The 17,765-nt window shown below is 71.8% G+C and carries 14 protein-coding genes; 9 read left to right on the forward strand and 5 right to left on the reverse strand.

Translation table 11 applies throughout. The annotated features are described in order from the left end of the window. Positions 1-57 precede the first annotated feature (57 nt). The gene (locus ACZK5D_RS14015) at positions 58-579 is read left to right on the forward strand and encodes a hypothetical protein (RefSeq protein ID WP_463665715.1); all 522 of its coding nucleotides are present in this window, start codon (positions 58-60) and stop codon (positions 577-579) included. Positions 580-595: 16 nt separating this feature from the next. Here ACZK5D_RS14015 and ACZK5D_RS14020 read toward each other — a convergent pair whose 3' ends face one another. Then, positions 596-1,996 carry a phenylacetate--CoA ligase family protein gene (locus tag ACZK5D_RS14020; protein ID WP_463665716.1) on the reverse strand — a complete coding sequence of 467 codons (1,401 nt, stop codon included), beginning with the start codon at positions 1,994-1,996 and terminating at the stop codon, positions 596-598. Positions 1,997-2,222: 226 nt separating this feature from the next. Here ACZK5D_RS14020 and ACZK5D_RS14025 point away from each other — a divergent pair, with 226 nt between their 5' ends. The 3 genes from ACZK5D_RS14025 (at position 2,223) to ACZK5D_RS14035 (ending at position 5,969) form a co-directional block, all read left to right on the forward strand. After that, positions 2,223-3,851, forward strand: coding sequence for a serine hydrolase (locus ACZK5D_RS14025; protein ID WP_463665717.1), 1,629 nt, complete (start codon positions 2,223-2,225; stop codon positions 3,849-3,851). A 148-nt stretch (positions 3,852-3,999) separates the two neighbouring features. Further along, a complete protein-coding gene (locus ACZK5D_RS14030; RefSeq protein WP_463665718.1) occupies positions 4,000-4,446 on the forward strand; it encodes a hypothetical protein in 447 nt (148 codons plus the stop codon). Then, positions 4,443-5,969, forward strand: coding sequence for a serine hydrolase domain-containing protein (locus ACZK5D_RS14035; protein WP_463665719.1), 1,527 nt, complete (start codon positions 4,443-4,445; stop codon positions 5,967-5,969). Before ACZK5D_RS14030 ends, ACZK5D_RS14035 begins: the two co-directional genes overlap by 4 nt. On the opposite strand, the gene ACZK5D_RS14040 is transcribed toward ACZK5D_RS14035, so the two are convergent. Next, positions 5,966-7,318, reverse strand: a complete 1,353-nt coding sequence (locus tag ACZK5D_RS14040; protein WP_463665720.1) for a wax ester/triacylglycerol synthase domain-containing protein — start codon at positions 7,316-7,318, stop codon at positions 5,966-5,968. The genes ACZK5D_RS14035 and ACZK5D_RS14040 overlap by 4 nt on opposite strands. A gap of 272 nt (positions 7,319-7,590) precedes the next feature. On the opposite strand from ACZK5D_RS14040, the gene ACZK5D_RS14045 reads away from it, so the two are divergent. The 3 genes from ACZK5D_RS14045 (at position 7,591) to ACZK5D_RS14055 (ending at position 9,650) form a co-directional block, all read left to right on the forward strand. Then, positions 7,591-7,785, forward strand: a complete 195-nt coding sequence (locus ACZK5D_RS14045) for a DUF1059 domain-containing protein (RefSeq protein WP_463665721.1) — start codon at positions 7,591-7,593, stop codon at positions 7,783-7,785. Between the two features lie 87 nt (positions 7,786-7,872). Then, complete coding sequence (locus tag ACZK5D_RS14050) at positions 7,873-8,244, forward strand: PadR family transcriptional regulator (protein ID WP_463665722.1); 372 nt, start codon at positions 7,873-7,875, stop codon at positions 8,242-8,244. Next, complete coding sequence (locus ACZK5D_RS14055) at positions 8,241-9,650, forward strand: permease prefix domain 1-containing protein (protein ID WP_463665723.1); 1,410 nt, start codon at positions 8,241-8,243, stop codon at positions 9,648-9,650. Before ACZK5D_RS14050 ends, ACZK5D_RS14055 begins: the two co-directional genes overlap by 4 nt. Positions 9,651-9,668: 18 nt before the next feature. Here ACZK5D_RS14055 and ACZK5D_RS14060 read toward each other — a convergent pair whose 3' ends face one another. The 3 genes from ACZK5D_RS14060 to ACZK5D_RS14070 all read right to left on the reverse strand — a co-directional run bounded on the left by ACZK5D_RS14060 (position 9,669) and on the right by ACZK5D_RS14070 (position 15,884). Further along, entirely contained in the window at positions 9,669-10,664 is a 996-nt protein-coding gene (locus ACZK5D_RS14060) for a HoxN/HupN/NixA family nickel/cobalt transporter (RefSeq protein WP_463665724.1), read from the reverse strand. Positions 10,665-10,800: 136 nt separating this feature from the next. Beyond that, positions 10,801-13,743 (reverse strand): glycosyl hydrolase, encoded by a 2,943-nt coding sequence (locus ACZK5D_RS14065; protein WP_463665725.1) that lies wholly within the window; start codon positions 13,741-13,743, stop codon positions 10,801-10,803. A 290-nt stretch (positions 13,744-14,033) separates the two neighbouring features. After that, a complete protein-coding gene (locus ACZK5D_RS14070; protein WP_463665726.1) occupies positions 14,034-15,884 on the reverse strand; it encodes a M48 family metallopeptidase in 1,851 nt (616 codons plus the stop codon). 128 nt (positions 15,885-16,012) lie between these two features. Here ACZK5D_RS14070 and ACZK5D_RS14075 point away from each other — a divergent pair, with 128 nt between their 5' ends. Both ACZK5D_RS14075 and ACZK5D_RS14080 read left to right on the forward strand, forming a co-directional pair. Next, the gene (locus tag ACZK5D_RS14075) at positions 16,013-16,474 is read left to right on the forward strand and encodes a MerR family transcriptional regulator (protein WP_458994993.1); all 462 of its coding nucleotides are present in this window, start codon (positions 16,013-16,015) and stop codon (positions 16,472-16,474) included. 93 nt (positions 16,475-16,567) lie between these two features. Further along, positions 16,568-17,605 carry an NAD(P)-dependent alcohol dehydrogenase gene (locus ACZK5D_RS14080; RefSeq protein ID WP_463665727.1) on the forward strand — a complete coding sequence of 346 codons (1,038 nt, stop codon included), beginning with the start codon at positions 16,568-16,570 and terminating at the stop codon, positions 17,603-17,605. The last annotated feature ends 160 nt before the right edge of the window (positions 17,606-17,765 follow it).

Raw genomic sequence — 17,765 nt, forward strand, 5'->3', positions numbered from 1 at the left:
AACCTGGAAGAATCCAGGGCGACGGGCCTGCGCGGGGCTCGAGGACTGTGGGATCAGGTGGGCGCTGGCACGACGAAACCGATCGCGGGCACGCTGGGACTCATCCTGAGCGAGCCGGCGATCCATGGCGTGGTCCTGGTGGCCGGGCTGCTCGAGATCCTCTCCAACGACGCGGCCGCGTCGTGGGACGTGCTGGTCAAGGTGCTGGCCACGCTGACGGTCTTCTGGGCGGCGCACGTCTACGCGGGCACCGTCGCCCATCTGGACGACGAGTATGAGGGCGACACCCCGGCCCGGGAGCGTGTGGTCAGGGCCGCACGGCTCTCCCTCGATCATTCCTGGGGGCTCCTGCTGGCCGGCGTCATCCCGCTGTTGGTGCTGACCCTCGGCGCGCTGGGCCTCGTCACGGACCGCAACGCCATCTGGGGAACCCTGTGGTTGGCGGTCGCGGTCCTCGGCGTGCTGGGCTGGCTGGGGGTGGCGTCGTGGACGCGTGACACGCGCGCCCGGTTGCTCGGTGCGCTCACGACCGCCACGCTCGGCCTGGCGATCGTCGCGCTCAAGGCGTTCGTCAAGTAGTCCTGCGCCGGATACGTCAGGCAGGCATGCCGATGACGTGACGCAGCTTCCCTCCCGGCCCCGGCTGCACCGGCGGACCGACGTCGTGGACCAGCTCGACGCCTCCCAGACCCAAGGTGACCAGCAGCCGCGACAGCCTGTCGGCGAGCGCGCCCCACACCGCCTCCGGATCGGCCCCCGGCTCGACGGTGAGCCGGACTCGCAGCTCGGCCGGCCCGGTCTGCACCACCTGCGCCAGCCCCACCCCGGGCGTCTGGTCGAGGATCGGGACAATGGCCAGCGGAGCGATGGCGACGAGGGTCCCGCCTGACGCCCGGAGGCGCAGCACATCGTCGCGGCGGCCCGAGACCTGGATCGCGGGGAGCGGACAGCCGCAGGGGCAAGGGTCTGGCCGTGCCACCACCGAGTCGCCGAGGTCGTAGCGGATGATGGGCTGCACGCGGTTGGCCAGGTTGGTCAGGAGCACCGTGTGAGACGGCTCGCCCGGAGGCGTGGGACGTCCGTCCGCGTCCACCGGCTCGAGCACCACCCAGTCTGCGTGCACGTGCAGCCAGCCCTCCGCGCAACCGAAGGCCAGGGGGTCACACTCGGAAGCCCCGTAGAGGTCGCGGGCCGGGCAGCCGAAGGCGGACTCAGCCCGGGCGTGGAGCCCCGGGAGCGCGGACTCGCCCCCGGTGACGACGACGAGGGGCCTCACCCGGAGCCGTCCGGCCTCCTGCTCGGCGGCCAGGAGCCCAAGGGCACTCGGGTAGCACATCAGGACGCCGGGATCGAACGAGTTGAGGTCCGCGACGAGCTGCGGGAGCGGGCTCTGCACCGGGAAGGTGCGGTAGGCCCTGGCCCTCACCGCGTCCCGCCGGCGCTCGGACTCGATCCACCCCGCCGCCGCGAAGTGGCCACCCGTGGCCACGACGGCGGCGAGGCGCGGGCGCCGGACCAGCTCCAGCCACTGGCGCGCGGAGAACCAATGGAACTCCGCCCGGAGGTTCAGGACCCGGTACACCGCCAGGGCTCCCCTGTCGTGGACGAACAGCGCTCGCCGCCCCGTCGTGCCGGAGCTCGTGCAGACGAAGTGCCCGCCCATGAAGCCCGTCCCGACGCGGGCCGGTTCCTCGACGAAGGCCAGGGCGCCCGCCAGCGTGATCCGGGGATCCGTGACCCACTCGTCGAACCGGCTCATGAGGTGGCCCTTGGTGACGGGCGGAAGGGCGGCGAGCGGCGCATCCGCGGGCACGCCCGTCCAGTGGTCCGCATAGAAGCGTGAGCGTTGGGCCGCGTGCGTCCGCAGGGCCGCCACCCTGGCGTCGCGTCGGCGCGCGATCCCCGGGACCCCCTCCTGTTCGGCGCGCCAGAGCGTCATCGCGGCCCGCAGCTCGTCCTGGGGGACCGTACCCAACGCGCGTGAGCGTCCGTTCACCCGACCGGTCATAATGCCTCCCGGCTGCGCCGCCCATGGCCGAGACCCTGCCGACGGGCGTTAGTCCCCAAGCCTAGTGACACCGCTGCCTCGACACTGCCGATCGCAGCCAGGGGCCCGGGGCCACGCTCGCCGCTCCTTCCGGTGGGGGGCACCGTCTGCCAGACTGATCCCTCGGCGAGCCTGACCGGCCCCCTCGGTCGTCGCCCTGACAGGAGCTGGTCAGATGCCCGGAGTCCGCACCCGCCCCGGCGCGCTGATCGTCGCCGTCCTCATCCCGCTGGCCCTCGGGGCGGCCGCATGCGCACCCGAGCCGGCGCCGCCGGCCGGTTGGTCGCCGTCCGTGGGGGGAAACGGCAACCCCGGGACCGACGCCGTCGGAACGGTCACCCGGGAGCGGGTGGACGCCGCCGTCGAGGCGCTTCCTGCCCTCATCGGCACCGTCATGGACGCCAGCGGGGTCCCTGGCCTCGCGGTGTCGGTGGTGTACGACGGCGAGACCCTGTTCGCGGAGGGGTACGGGGTCCGCAGCATGGACACGGAGGAGCCGGTGGACGCGGACACCGTCTTCCAGCTGGCCTCGGTGTCGAAATCCGTCGGCGCCACCGTCGTCGCGCGCGAGGTGGGCCGTGGGACGGTGGCCTGGGACACCCCGCTGGTGGAGCACCTTTCGGGGTTCGAGCTCGAGGACCCCTGGGTCACCGGGCACGTCACCATCGCCGACATGTACAGCCACCGCTCGGGCCTGTACGCGCACGCCGGCGACGAGCTCGAGGACCTCGGATACGGCCGCGACGAGGTGCTGGACCGCCTCCGGCTGACCCCCCTCGCCCCGTTCCGGGCCGAGGAGAACTACACGAACTTCGGCCTCACGGCGGCCGCCGAGGCTGTAGCCACAGCCGCCGGGACCGACTGGGCCGCCCTGTCCGAGCGGGACCTCTACCAGCCCCTCGGCATGACCTCGACGAGCTCCCGCTTCGACGACTTCGTGGCCAGAGACAACCGGGCTGTCGGTCACGTTCCGGTCGACGGGGCGTGGCAGGTCACGACGATGCAGCGGCAGCCGGATGCCCAGTCCCCGGCCGGCGGCGTGAGCTCGACGGTGGTGGACATGGCCAGCTGGATGGAACTCGTCCTCGCGGGCGGCGTCCACGACGGGGACCGGATCGTCGCCGAGGACGCGCTCGTGCCTGCCATCACCGCGCAGTTCGTCAGCAAGCCCGCGCACAGTTCTGCCGCCCGCGGCGGGCTCAGCGGCTACGGGTTCAACGTGGGCACCACCGCGGGCGGCCTGCCCTCCATCAGCCACTCGGGCGCCTTCGCGCTGGGCACCGGAACGGCCTTCACGATGCTCCCCGGGCAGGGGCTCGGGATCATCGTCCTCACCAACGGCTCGCCCGTCGGCGCCGCCGAGGCCGTGGTGGCCCACTTCCTCGACCTCGCCCAGTTCGGCGAGGCGCGGCAGGACTGGTGGACGCTCGCCAACGCGATGCTCGCTCCCTTGATGGACCCGATGGGTGAGCTGGCCGGGCAGCGCGCACCCTCCGACCCACCCGCCGCCCGCCCCCTCGCCGACTATGTGGGCGTCTACGACAACGAGTACTTCGGAGCCGCCACCGTGACCCTCGCCGGCGACGACCTCCAGCTCTCCCTCGGGCCGGAGGGCGCCGTGACCTGGCCGCTCACCCACTGGGACGGCGACGTCTTCACCTACGAGCCCTACAACGAGAACGCCCCACCCGGAACCGTCGGACAGGCCACCTTCGACGGCGGGAACCTGGTGCTGGAGTTGCTCGACACCCACGGCCTCGGCACCTTCACGCGGACGCCGTCGCCCAACCCGGGGATGCAGTAGACCGGCGGCTCTACCGGCCACCGCCGCCGGGGGAGTCCCCGCAGGGAGTGCCCCGTCGCGCATCCCGACGGTGACACACCTCGAGAATGGGCCCCGCGCGACGCGGGGTGGGCGACTGGAGCATGATGGTACCGAGGGGGTGGCCGCCATGATGGCGCCGTTCTTTTTCACCTTGGGTCTGGCCAACGCCGTCTGCCTGATCGTTGTCTTCGCGGTGCGCCGAAGGCGTCTCGAACTGGTGGAGCGCTACGGCTGGTTGTACCTCCTCCTCGCCGTCCCCGCCGTGCTCGGGCTGGTGATCGCCTACCTCGAGGCGAGCCCGGTGCAGTATCCCGTGTTCCTGGGCATCTTCCTGGGGTTCCTGGCACTGGAAGGGCTTTACGACTGGGTGCTGAAGGTCTCCTTCCGGGAGACCATGGACTGGCGCCTCCTGGTGCCCTACGTGGCCCTGTACGTGTCGTCGAGCTACGGATTCGTCGTCATGCCCTGGACGGACCTCTCCCCCGCCGCCGGGGTTGTGATGCTCGTCCTCACCGTCGGGCAGTTCCTCCTCAACGCGCTCACCCATCTGCCTCGGCGGAGGCACGCCTCATGACCGTGCGTCGCCCGTCTCGCGTGGCCGCCGGAGCGATGATCCTGTGGGCGGCCATCGCCGTCCTGGCGGTGGCGATGGTGCGCGTCGCCGCCGCGCAGGAGCCCCTGACTCCCGCCCCCGTCGCCGCCTCGCACCGTGCGACACCCGCTGAGATCGGCGACTTCGTGGAGCGACGCGCCGCCGAGTTGCGCCTGGCGGGCCTGGCCGTCGTCGTGGTGCGCGACGGCGAGGTCTATCAGGAGAGCTATCTCGGCACCGCCGGTTCCGGCCGGCCCGTCACCCGCGACACCCCGTTCGTGCTCGGCTCCACCAGCAAGCAGTTCACCGCGCTCGCGGTCCAGCGGCTCATCGCCGACGGACGCCTGAGCCTGGAGACACGGCTCGACGAGGTGTTCACCGGCGGGCTGAGCGGCGGCGGCCTGGGAGGGGTCACCGTCGGCGATCTGCTCGGTCACACCTCGGGACTGTCCACCTCGACCGGGCTCGGGCAGTGGGGATGGTGGCCGGGGCGGCCGGACTCGATCGAGGCCAACGCCGAGGCCCTGGCCTCGGCCAACCCCGCAGTGCTCCCGGCCGCCTACGCGTACTCGAACAGCAACTACGACCTGCTCGGCGCCGTCGTCGAACGGGTGACCGGTCAGCCGTTCGAGTCGGCCATGGCGAGGCTCGTCTACACGCCGCTCGGGTTGACCCACACCAGCGCGACCCCCACCCCTCGAGCCGTCGACGGGGTGGCCATGGGGCACCACCCGTGGCTCGAGCTCTTCACCGCACCCACGCCGTGCCCGTGCACACCGGGAGCGGTGCCGTCCGCGTTCCAGGTGTCCACCGCCGGGGACCTGACCAGGCTGGTGGGCGCGCACCTGGGGAGCGTGTCCGCCGACGTTCCGGCAGAGGTGCTCGAGGCGGCCCGCGAGCCACTCGCCACCGTCGACGCCTACTCCCGCTACGGGTCCGGGTGGGTCGTGCGCCCCCTGTGGGAGCTGCTCGACGGCGCCGGAGATCCGCTCGCCACCACGCCCGACGGCACGCCGCTGCCCACGTGCGTCGATCACCTCGGCAGCACCTACCGATCACAGTCCTATCTCCTCGCGTGCCCCACCCTCGGCTTGGGAATCGTGGCGGTGACCAACACCGGAGCGGGGCTCGACACCACGCGCTGGGCGAGATTCCAGTCCGAGCTCACGCACGTCGTGCTGGGCACTCCGGCTCCCCCGCCGTCGTTCAACCCGATCGAGGCCAACGCGGCGCTGGTGGTCCTCGGGGCCCTCCTGGCCCAGAGCCTGACGGTGGTGCCGGTGCTCGGCCGACGGAGCCCGGTGCGCTCGGTGGTGACGGTCGCGGGGGCGGCGGTCTCGCTGGGTCTCTGGTGGGGGTACGCGCCGGCAAGGCTGGGGTGCAGGGTGCCGCTCGCGTCGCTGTGGGCCGGCGCGCCGGAACTCGGCCTTGCGACCCTTGTCAGCACCGCGCTTGCGGTCACTGCGCTGGCGGTGGTGTTCTCACGCCGACGCGGAGCGGGTTAGTGTCGCGGCGGTTTGGCCGTGACGCGCCTGTGCCTCGGGCGTCCTAGCCATCGGGTCCAGGACGAGGTCTCGACGCGGTGCGGCTCGGCCGCGGCGGGCTCGGCCGACGGGCTCGCGAGTCGGGCGAGTTCGTCGGCCAGGGCCGTCCCCGCCTCGGGCACGCGCAGGGCGCCGGCGTCTGCATGGATGGCCACCTCGAGTCGCCCCGCGTAGGACATGGCCGCGACCCCGAAGCGGACGTTGCCCTGGATCGCGGCCACGGGCCACGCCCGAACGAGCGGCGCCCCGGCGACCTCAAGCAGCCCGTCAGGGCCGCGGACGTTGGTCACGAAGAGGGCGATGAAGCGCTGCCTGCGGGCCAGCCGGGCGAACAGCCGCGACCCCCAGCGGGTGCGGGTCAACTCGAAGGTGCCTTGGCTGCGCGCCTCAGCCTTCCCGGCACGCGTGACCTGGGCGATGCGGGAGAGCCTGGCCACAGGGTCCGCCTCACCGGTGACGAGCGGCACCAGCATGACGCCCACCGCGTTACCGGACGAGCCCCGTTCCGGCAGCGCCACCGGGACGCTGGCCGGCAGCACCGGCGGCACGCGATGACCGTCTGCGCGCAGCGCCGCCTCAGCCGCCACGACGACGGCGGCAAGCAGCGCGTCGTTCACGGTGGCGCCCGCTCTCCTGGCGGAACCGGCGAGGGCCCGGAGCTCGACGTCGGCGAAGGCCACACCTCGACGGGGGCCGATCGGCCCGAGCAGCACCGTCGGCGGGACCGTGGCACGGAACACGGCCGCGACGCGAGCCAGCCCCGCGACGAAGCCGCGCACGACCCGACGACGGCGCCGGCCGGGCCCGACTGAGGGGGCGCTCGTCGCGACGGCATCCGCGCCGAACAGGCGCTGCACCAGGCGGACGCCCGCGACGCCGTCGGCCACGCAGTGGTGCACGCGCAGGATGATGCCGGGCGCGGGTGTCGCGGCCCCCGGGACCACGAGCAGTTCCCAGAGGGGGTGTTCGAGGGGCAGCGGCGTGGTCATGAGGCGTGCGGCCATGTCGGCCAGGCCGGCCATGCCCGCGACGGGCGTGGCCAGTCTGATGTGGCGGGAGAGGTCCGGCCGGCAGGGCTCCCAGGTCAGCGTGCGCTGGTGGACGCGTTGGGAGAAGCGGGCGAGCTCGGGGTCGCACAGCCTGGACGCGATGCTGGCGCGCAGGAGCTCGAGGTCGACGGCGCCGTCCGGTGAGACGAATCCCCCGACGTCGAGGAGCCCCGCCAGGAGGAACGCGTTCACCTGATCCGGCGAGTCCATCACCACGTTGGAGGCGTCGGCGGGGCTCAGCCGCTCCCGGTCACGCACCATGCGCACGATCCTGCTCCGGGCACCCGCCCTCGTCAAGGTTTGCCGCCACCCTCACGTGGGGTCGGCCACGGCCCGCCAATGTTGCGTCGCTGAGCGAAGGACCGGCCCTCCTGCCGTGTTGTACTGCGCCGCATGCCCACTCCCGCGACCGACCGTTGCGTCCGGACATGGCCGGGCCTAGCCTGCGAGATGCAGACTCCCCCGCCGCGGGCAGGGAGGCCTGCCCCCCGGGCCCGCTCTGGGCGGCCCGGCGTCACAGAAGGGGCACGGCAATGGCACGCAAGACTGTTGACTGCAGGACGATCCCCAACGAGGTCGGCTGCACGCTCGCCATCACGGGCGAGGAGGAGGAGCTTCTGGAGGCGGCCGTGGTGCACGCGGTCACCCGTCACCAGGACCACGACAGCGCCGAGTTGCGCAGCGCGATCCAGGCCTCGATGGTCGACGAGGTGGCCGCCTCCGCCTGAGGCGGCCACCGCTGGACGAGACCAGGGACCCCTTGCACCTCTAGGTAACACTGCGATACCTTGCAGCCCTAGGCATCGGAGGACGTCGTGAGGGTAGGCAAGGATCTGGTCGCGGCCGCCGCGACCCCGCTCGTGTTGGGAATACTCGCGGAGGGCGAGTCGTACGGCTACGCCATCCTCAAGCGGGTGGGCGAGCTCTCGGGAGGGGAACTCGCCTGGACGGAGGGCATGCTCTACCCGCTACTCCACCGGCTCGAGCGGCTCGGCTACGTCGAGGCGGGGTGGCGGACCTCGGACGAGGGCCGCCGTCGCAAGCACTACTGGCTCACACCGGACGGCCGTGCGGCGCTCGCCGAGCACAGCGCGCAGTGGCGCGTCGTCAGCGAGGCACTGCGGCAGATCTGGGCCGAGGCCGCCGCCCACCCAGGACACCTCGCGGCAGGAGGGGCCCTCGCATGAGCACGCCACAGACACCGGAGGGCATCGGGCCGGGCGTCGAGGAGCGCATCGCGTCCTGGCGCGGCTTCGTCGGGCGCCGGGCCGCGATCAGCACGGCGGATGTCGACGAACTCGAGGCGCACCTGCGCGACGAGATGGCCGAGCTTCAAGGCGTCGGGCTCTCCGGCAACGAGGCGTTCCTCGTCGCCGTCGGCCGCCTCGGCGAGGTGGATGCGCTCTCCCGCGAGTACGCCCAGGAACATTCGGACCGGCTGTGGAAGCAGCTCGTGGGATCGGCCGATTCGGCCGCTGAGGGGCGACGGGGGCTGGGGGTCGCGCTGGGCCTGGGTGTCGCGGCGGCGGTCGCGGTGAAGGTCCCTTCGCTCTTCGGCATCGGGCTGGAGGAGAACCCCGAGGTCTTCGTCAAGAACCTCCCCCTCCTCGTGCTGCCCTTCCTGGCCGGCTTCTTCGTGTGGCGCGCCGGGGTGGGACCGGGCCCACGGGCTCGCCTTTTCGCCCTCGTCGGTGTCGCGGTGGCCGTGTCGGCGCTGGTGCTCAACCTCTATCCGTTCGGCTCGCAGGCAGACACCGAGGTGCTGGCCATGCAGTCGGCCACCGAGATCCTGGCCGCCCTCCACCTCCCCGTGGCGCTCTGGCTGGTGCTGGGGGTGGCGCACGCGGGCGGCGACTGGCGCTCCGGGCGGGCGCGGATGGACTACGTGAGGTTCACGGGCGAGTGGTTCATCTACTACGTGCTGATCGGGCTCGGCGGAGGCGTGCTCCTGGGGCTCACCGCCGGGGTGTTCAGCTCCATCGGGGTCGACACCGAGACAGCACTCTTCTCCTGGATCCTGCCGTGCGGGGCGGCGGGGGCCGTGCTGGTGGCGGCGTGGCTGGTGGGTGCCAAGCAGGGGGTCATCGAGAACATGGCACCCGTGCTGACAAGGGTTTTCACCCCGCTGTTCGCCCTCATGCTGCTCGCCTTCGGGGTGACCGCCCTCTGGCAGGGCGACGCCCGCACCGTCGACCGCGAGCTGCTCATCGTGTTCGATCTGGTGCTCATCGTCGTGCTGGCACTCGTGCTCTACTCGGTGTCCGCCCGCGACCCCCTCGCGCCGGCCGGTGGGTTCGAGCGGCTCCAGGTGGTGCTGTTGGGCAGCGCGATCCTCGTCGACGGCTACGTGCTGGTGGCGATGCTGAGCCGGATCGGCGCGTTCGGGTTCAGCCCGAACAAGGTGGCGTCGCTGGGCCTGAACGCGCTCCTGCTGGTCAACCTCGTCGGCTCCGTGGTGATCCTCATCGGCTTCCTGCGCGGACGTCGCCCCTACGCCCACCTGGAACGCTGGCACACGGGCTACCTGCCGGTGTACCTGGCATGGGCGGCCTTCGTCGGGGTGGCGTTCGGCCCGATCTTCGCCTGGGCGTGAGCCCAGGAATGCCGGAGGTCAGGCGCCGGGCGCGGGGCCGAGGGACCGCAATCGCGCGGCCAACGCCGCGCCGCCCCCGACGAGGGCGAAGAACACGAGCAGCCCGAGGCCGGCCCACTCTGTGTCCAGCCCCGACACCAGCATGAGGCCCGGCCAGCGCGCACCCAGGTCAGTGGCCAGGCGCGCGAAGGTCAGCACCGACACGACGAGGGCGGCGGCGATGGACACAGCCGTGATCACCACGTTGTAGCGCGCGCGGGTCCTCTGCTGGGCCGTCGAGTACATCCGCAGCATGAGGTAGCCGTTGAGCGAGTCACCCATCGTCATCGCCGCCGCGAACAGCAGCGGCAGGGACATCAGGACCAGCGGAGGGGTCCCGATGGGCAGGCCTGCCGCCAGGACGAGCACGGCGACGGCGGAGGCGGTGTCGAAGCCCAGCCCGAACAGGAGCCCGAACGCGTAGACGTGCCGGGGCTCGCGGACCCGGGCAAGTGGCGCGGACAGCACCCGCGACAGGCCGCCCGACACTCCTGGCGCAGCCTCCCCCGATCCACGGAGGTCCCGCCACGCGCGCGCCAGCACCGGGACGTTGGACAGGGCGACGGCGGCGAGATAGGTCGCCGCGACTGTTGCGCCGATGAGGCTCAGCCAGTGGCGGGTGGCCGAGCCCTCGTCGATGGCGGAGCCGATCCACCCCCATCCGAGGATGGCCATCGCAGCGGCGGCGATCACCACCGTCGAGTGGCCCGCGGAGAACGCGAACCCCACGGCGGCCGAGCGGCGTCCCTCGGCGACGAACTTGCGAGTCGAGTTGTCGATCATGGCGATGTGGTCCGCGTCCAGTGCATGGCGGAGGCCGAGGGCATAGGCCACGACGGCGGAGGCCGCGAGGCCCGCCGCCCCCGTCGCGACGCCTACCCCCATCAGCATCAGGCCGGCGGCGTGCAGCGCGGCCACCGTGAGGATGGTTGCCCACCCTCCGGTGACTCCCCGCTCGCTCGCCGTATGGCTCACGCGTCACGTCCTTCGCACTGTCGTCGAGGGGCGCCCCCTGGCGGATCGGGCCGCTCCTCCGCGCCGACGAGTCTGCCACCGCCGCCGATGGACGTCCAGACCCGGGGGACGTCTCAGCGAGGAGTGGGCGGCGAACCTACCCGCGGGAGGAAGCCCGGAACAGGAGGACCGGTCCGATGAGCCCGTGGTTGCGGACATGGGTGGTCTGCATGCGTGGCTCGGCCCAGCCCTCGGAGTTGGCGAGGACGTCGGGCAGCGTGTCGTAGTAGCCGCGGGCCAGCAGCCGGTTGTTCAGCGAGCTGGAGGTCCTGACGGTGATGGTGTTGTCGCCTGGCCGTAGTTCCGAGGTGCGGATGAGGGGCTTGGATGTGTCGAAGCCGACCGCCGCCCCGCCGTTGACGCTCACCGAGCCCAGCCCGCCGCAGGTGGAGCCGAGGTCGAGCACGAAGGTGGCGCCCTGCTCCTCGGCGTCGATGCGGACGGTGGTGGTGTACTCCGCGACGCCGGACACGTCACCCCCGACGCCGGGGAGCTCCGCCCAGGGCAGCAGCGGCGTGGCTCCGACCTCGATCCGGGTGACGGCGCTCGTCGGCCGCACCTCCTCGGTCACGTAGCCGAGGCCACGGTCCTCGGTGACCAGCAGCATCGGGCCCTCATCCCAGCTCTCCACCGTGACGTCCCACTCGGTGAGCTCCGCCACGACATCCAGGACGGCCGGCTCCGAGGTCGTTGGCGAGGCGGACCGGTCGAGCGTGAGCAGGGCCGTCTCCCCAGGCGAGAGCCGGAGTGTCAGGACCGTGCGGTCGCCGTCGGTGCGGACGCCGTCGTGGAGACGCGACTGACCGGTCCACGGGTCGAGGCGGTGGCAGGCGCCCAGGCCGGGCAGGGCGATCTCGACCTCGACCGGCTCGCCGGTGTCGTAGAGGAAGTGGTAGGCGTACAGGTGGAGGAGGTCGCCGTCCTCCCGCAGATGGGTGAGCACGCTGCGGTTCTCGCGGTTGAACTCGGCGCGGCCCGTGACGCCGAGGCGCCGCAGCGCGCCGACCGTGCCGGACGGGTCGTCGACCCGCGCCACCGTCGGCTGCTCGAGGAGATCGGCGACGGTGGCGGCAAGCTCCGCGTCACGCGCATCGAGGCCCTGGGTGCGGGACGCGGCCGACGCGTGGGTCCGGTAGCGCCGCCACTGCAGGTCCACCAGCTCGCGCGAGCCGTCCACGAGCAGCACCTTCAGCCCCGCGCGTGCCCAGTCGAGCAGCCGGCGGGCGACGTCGGGGGCGAGGCCGTCCTGGTAGACGATCAGCGCCTGGTAGCCGGGCCCCGACGGCTGGACCAGCCCATCGGCGTAGCTGACGTCGTCGCGCAGCAGCAGGGCGCCGTCGAGGAACTCGTAGGTCCAGCCGGCGTCCTGCATGCCCAGGTCCGCCCACCAGTGGTTCTGGCGGTTGCGCATCCACCAGGTGCCGTAGGCCACCTCGTCGGCCACCCGGTTGCCGTCGTCGTCGACGAACCGCATGCCCGACACGTTGTCGGTGAAGTGGTCGGTGCGCAGGATGCCCACGTCGATCCGGGGAAGACCCTGGCGGAGCACGAACTGGTAGCGGGCCAGCGCCGTCGTCCACAGGGGGTAGAACTCGGCGCCCGGCTGGCGGGTGTCGAAGCGTTCGGAGAACTCCCGCCACATGCCCTCGTGGCCGGGCCACTGCGTGGTGCCCGGCGCCCCGGCCGGGCTGGCCCAGCCGTGCAGCACCGTCCTGGTGATCCCGGCCGCCAGCTGGGTGGCGATGATCTGGTCGTAGAAGCGGTGGTCGAGCATGTAGTTGCGGGTGGTCGCCCCGGTCTCGGAGCTGTACTGCTTCCCGAACAGGTGCGCCGGGCCGGCCATCAGCCGGTAGGCGTCGATCTGGGCCCCGAACTCCAGCGACTCGGTCTCGATGCCGTCCACCTCGGGCCCGGGCCGGGTCAGTTCGAACGGAAGCCCGTAGCTGATCTCGGCCCTCAACCCCATCCCGTTGGCGTGCAGGAACGCCGCGAACGGCCTCAGCATGTTCTCGATGTAGAGGTCGGTGAGCGTGCGGACGTAGTCGAACCGCACCTTGTCGACCTGCGCTGCGTGCCCGGCGTCGGGCTCGTTGTGGTACACGGTCTGCGCCGCCATCAGCGCGACGTCGCGGGTGAGGAAGGGCAGCCAGCCCGTGATGTCGTACCCGCGCCTGGCGCGGAACTCCGCCGCGACCGTCCGGCCCCAGAACAGTCCGCCGGCGCCGTAGGTCGACAGCTCCATGGAGTCCATGTACATCTGCACCCGGGGGTTGGCCGCGATCTGCGCCCGCAACTCCGGGGTGAGCACCACCTGGTCCCAATAGTCGATGACGGCCGCCGCGCCGTCGGGGTCGAGGTAGTTGACGGTGTAGTTGACGCTCGCCGAGGGCGAGGCGGTCTGCCCCGTGCCGTGGGTCCAGTAGGCGAACAGCCGCCACTCACCCTCGGGTGCGGTCCACTCCAGCTCTCCGTCCACGACGTCGCCGGTCAGGTCCACCACCGAGTTGACGTCCAGCGTCGCGCCCCGCTCGGTCGCGCCCGTCGCCCGGGCCGCGACCACGGCCACCAGCGACTGGCCGGAGACCTGCCCGCGGTGGCCGAGGACGGACGGGCTGTACGCCTCGAGGTCGACGGGGCGCACCGCACCGGTGCGCAGCGCTCCGCCGTCGAGCCGTTCGATCGTGACGTTCAGCTCCTTGGCCGCCGCGGGGCTCTCCGGGGTGATGGTCGGCAGGTTCGCGTTGGCCCAGTTGGTCCCCGAGGTGAAGCTGACGGCCATGCCGCGCTTCGTGGTCTCCTCCACCACCACCTGCGAGTCGTGCACCCACTCCTCCGAGCCCCAGCCGTACCGCGAATGGTCCACGCCCGCCTCGTCCATGGCCAGGAACTCCATGCCACCGAAGCCGAGCCGATGGGCCGACTCGATCTCAGCCCTGAGCGTCTGGTCCGTGTGCAGCCCTTCCGCGAGCCACCACCGCACCTCGGGGCGGTACTCGATCGACGGGGCGGCGAACGCTTCGGTCAGCTCGGAGAAGTCCACGGTGTCTCACTTCGGGTCGGCCCGGCGTGCGGTGTCGGGCGGGTGGAGCCAGGGTCGGACCGCCCGGTCCGCGGGGGTGAGCCCACACGCAACTGCACGGTCGTCTACCGGCCACGATATTGCGCCCCCGTCGGCGCCGGGAGGCTCTGCTGGGGCACCCCAGTGGCGTCTGCGGGGGCCCGAAACTCAGCCGCTGCGCAGCGGTGACCTCACGACATCTCCCCGGACGCGCGGAGTGATCCCTCAGGATCAAGGGCTGCCCGCGCCCCAGCGTCGCTAGCCGGTGCTTCTCAGCCCTTGGGGGCAGTCAGGTACTGGACTGCGGCGCCCACGTCCTCCGGCGATTCCACCGTCGCGGTCTCCAGGGTGGCGGCCACCTGCAGTGCAGTCCCGTCATCCAGGTCGAAGCGGAGCTTCATCTTGAGCCGGCCCGTCACGTCACCGCCGGAGATGCGCGCCGCGTCCCACCACAGCGACCCGGGCAACGATCGTCCGGCCCTGAGACCCTCGGCGGCGGCCTGGTAAAGACGCGGATGCTGGTGCTTCTCGGAGAACCGGTCCTTGTCCTCCTTCACGGTCGCCTTGTCGAGCTGAGGGAGCGCCAGGACTCCGGTGGTCCAGAGGTGCACGTCGCGTCGGCCGTCCCACGGGCCGGTCATGTGGCTCGCCGCGGACAGCCACCGCTCCACGCCACCGCCGGACTCCGTGCGCGCGCTCATCACGTCGACGCCGAGCTCGGCGAGCCAACCCCGCAGCGCCGCACTGTCCCCATCGTCGATCGCGGCTCCGATCCGCTCGTCGAGCTCGAGGCTGGAGCCGTCGAGGGCGACGACTTCGGCCGGGCCGCTCCACGAGGGCTGAACCCGGGCGGCCCCGACCGCCAGCAGGGCGCTGACGACAGGATTCCACACCGAAGCGATCGTGGCCTCGCGGGCGTCCGGGTCTGCGCCCCCCACGCGCCGCACGATGCCACCGTCGGCAGGATCGTCGATGAGGCGCAGCACGTTGTCCAAGCCCCCGTCGCCCAGCTTCAGCGAGCGCAGCGAGGCCCCGAACTCGTCAGCGCCGGCGCCCGCGCCGTTGCGGATCCCTGCGGTGATCACCTCGTCCCACGATCCGAGAGGACGGTCCTGGGCCAGCAGTCGGCCCTCCGCGGAGTCCAGCCAGGCCGAACCACCGGAGAGCAGGTCAGTGGCGGGGCGGCCTGCATCTGCGCCGGTGGTGGCCGATGCGCCAGTGACGGCAGATGCTTCGAGACGCGCGATGCGCTCGCGCAGTGGCGGATGGCTGTCGGTGGCACTCGGCCGCTGCTCGGCGATGATGGTCTCGACCGCATCGTCGATCTCTGTTCTGTTGGCGTCGATGACCCTCCGGACGGCCTCACCCAGCGGCGCACGGCGTCCAGCAAGCTCGAACAGCGGGACGTAGTTGTCGAGCGTCTGCTCCCACGCCAGTTCTGCCGCAACCAGGGTGCGGAACGACTCCGCAGCGGCCCTGGGGCCGGCGGCCCGCACCGAGAGGTCGTCGGCGCGCAGTTCGGCGGCCCGCGAGGACGGCCCGGCGGCCAGCGCGTAGAGCCCTGCGTATGCGGTGAAGAACCATCGCCACAGGACACCTGCGCGAGCGCGCACCTGCTCCATGAACGCGAGACGGCGCAGGTCGCGGGCGGCGTCGGCGGTGTCCCCGCCAGCGAAGTGGCCGAGCTCGTGGGCGAGCACTGAGCGCAGCTGCCCGACGGTGAACGTGGCCAGCAGTGGTAAGCCGATCTCAAGCTCGCGGTGTCCACCGACCTCAGCGACGCCGGCGTTCACCTCGGGGACGATCACGATGCGCGCCGGCGGCTCGGTCTGGGCCTCGACCGCCAGCCGGTTCACCTCGGCCCACAGAGCCGGGTGTTCGGCGGGGATGACCTCGATGCCTTCGGCCGGTTCGGCCTGGTGGCGCAGGGCCGCCCACGCCCCGAACCCGATGGCGACGGCGAGAGGCAGCGCGACCCACTGGATCAGCACCCGCACCGCTACCCCGTCGAAGAGCTGCGCGCCGACGGCGACGATGCCGAGCACCACCCCCACGAGTAGGGCCACGGCCACGACAGGGAACAGCCACAACACCAGGGTGGGCGCTAGACGATTGTGCTTCACGAGGGCACAGTGTCGTCGCCGTCTGACGGCGCGTCAACGTGGGGCGCGCCTGAGGCCCGCGGTTCGGCCCCGGACTCTGCCGTCACGGGCTTTGACTTCAAGTACTTGAAGTTCTTAGGGTCGTTGACATGAGCGCACCAGCCCTCCAGCAGCAGTACACCATCAAAGAGGCGGCGGCCCTGACCGGGCTGCCGGCCAGCACGCTGCGCTACTACGAGTCGATCGGCGTGATCTCCCCCGTCGCCCGTGGCATGAGCAGCGGACACCGCGTCTACGACGAGACGGACCTCGACCAGCTCATGGGCGTGGCCTGCCTCGCCGCGACCGGGATGTCCGTCGCGGACATGCGCGCCTACGTCGCCAACAACCGGCTCGGCCCGGACGCGGCGGCCGACCAGATCGCGCTGCTCACCGGGCAGCAGCGTCGGCTCGAGGTCGAGGCCGAACTCCTGGCCGTGCGGCAGCGGTACGTCGCGCTGAAGATCGACTATTGGCGCGCCGTCGAGGACGGCGACGCGACCCGTGCCGATGCCATCTCGGCCGAAGCCCGGGCGCTCGCCGACGAACTCAAGCGCTCTAGCAAGCCCTAGACCCCCCTCGCGCCGACAGGCGCCCTCTCTTGGCCCACCACCATCCCGGGGCGGCGCAAGCCTGCCCTCGGACAACCAGAAGGAACTCCACCTATGCTCGTCAACGCCTACGCGGCCCCTGCCGCCGGTCTCCCCCTCGCACCCCTCACCATCGAACGCCGAGCGGTCGGACCCAACGACGTCCTCATCCGCATCGAGTACGCCGGCATCTGCCACTCCGACATCCACACCGTCAACGGCGACTGGGGACCCCAGCCCTTCCCCGTCGTCCCGGGCCACGAGATCGTCGGCATCGTCACCGAGGTGGGGACCGATGTCACCGGACACCAGGTGGGAGACCGGGTCGGTGTCGGGTGCATGGTCAACTCGTGCCGCGAATGCGTCAACTGTCTCCGCAGCGACGAGCAGTACTGCCTGGCCGGGATGGTCGGGACCTACGCGGCAACCGACAGTGACGGCACCACCACCCAGGGCGGCTACTCCACCCATGTGGTCGTCGACGCCGACTTCGCCCTACGCGTTCCCGCGGGCCTGGACCCCGCCGCCGCGGCGCCGCTTCTGTGCGCCGGCATCACGACCTACGCGCCGCTGCGCCGCTGGGGCGCGGGGCCCGGGCGGAAGGTGGCCGTCGTCGGACTCGGTGGCCTCGGCCACATGGCCGTCAAGCTCGCGCACGCCATGGGCGCCGACGTCACGGTGCTCTCGCAGACGATGAGGAAGCACGACGACGCCCGCCGCCTCGGCGCCGACCACTTCCATGCGACCTCCGACCCGTCGACCTTCGGTGAGCTGGCCGGGCGGTTCGATCTCATCATCAACACCGTCAGCGCCGCGATCGACCTCGACGCCTATCTCGGGCTCCTCGCCGTCGACGGGACGCTGGTCAACGTCGGAGCCCCGGCGGAGCCGCTGAGCGTCAACGTGTTCTCCCTCATCGGCGCGCGGCGGAACTTCGCCGGATCCATGATCGGCGGCCTCGCCCTCACCCAGGAGATGCTCGACTTCTGCGCGGACCACGGCATCGGTGCGGACGTCGAGATCATCGCCGCCGACCAGGTGAACGAGGCCTACGAGCGCGTCCTGAGCTCCGACGTGCGCTACCGCTTCGTCATCGACGCGTCCACCCTCTGACGCGACGCCCTGGCAGACGACGTGGTGACACTGTCATGAGAAGGCCGGACCCCCGCCTGGCCCGCTCTCGGTGGAGGGCCGGCCGGGGGGAGGCGATCCGGCTCCCGGGCACGTGGGGTACTCGGGCCCGGCCAGGACCTGGTCCTCTACTACGGAGATC

The sequence above is a fragment of the Tessaracoccus yangjingae genome, from assembly GCF_055326235.1.

Excerpts from the sequence above, each read along its gene's own strand:
- ACZK5D_RS14035 (WP_463665719.1), top strand. The coding sequence starts at position 4,443 with ATGACCGTGCGTCGCCCGTCTCGCGTGGCCGCCGGAGCGATGATCCTG.
- ACZK5D_RS14040 (WP_463665720.1), bottom strand. The coding sequence starts at position 7,318 with ATGGTGCGTGACCGGGAGCGGCTGAGCCCCGCCGACGCCTCCAACGTG.
- ACZK5D_RS14055 (WP_463665723.1), top strand. The coding sequence starts at position 8,241 with ATGAGCACGCCACAGACACCGGAGGGCATCGGGCCGGGCGTCGAGGAG.
- ACZK5D_RS14075 (WP_458994993.1), top strand. The coding sequence starts at position 16,013 with ATGAGCGCACCAGCCCTCCAGCAGCAGTACACCATCAAAGAGGCGGCG.
- ACZK5D_RS14080 (WP_463665727.1), top strand. The coding sequence starts at position 16,568 with ATGCTCGTCAACGCCTACGCGGCCCCTGCCGCCGGTCTCCCCCTCGCA.
- ACZK5D_RS14045 (WP_463665721.1), top strand. The coding sequence starts at position 7,591 with ATGGCACGCAAGACTGTTGACTGCAGGACGATCCCCAACGAGGTCGGC.
- ACZK5D_RS14025 (WP_463665717.1), top strand. The coding sequence starts at position 2,223 with ATGCCCGGAGTCCGCACCCGCCCCGGCGCGCTGATCGTCGCCGTCCTC.
- ACZK5D_RS14030 (WP_463665718.1), top strand. The coding sequence starts at position 4,000 with ATGATGGCGCCGTTCTTTTTCACCTTGGGTCTGGCCAACGCCGTCTGC.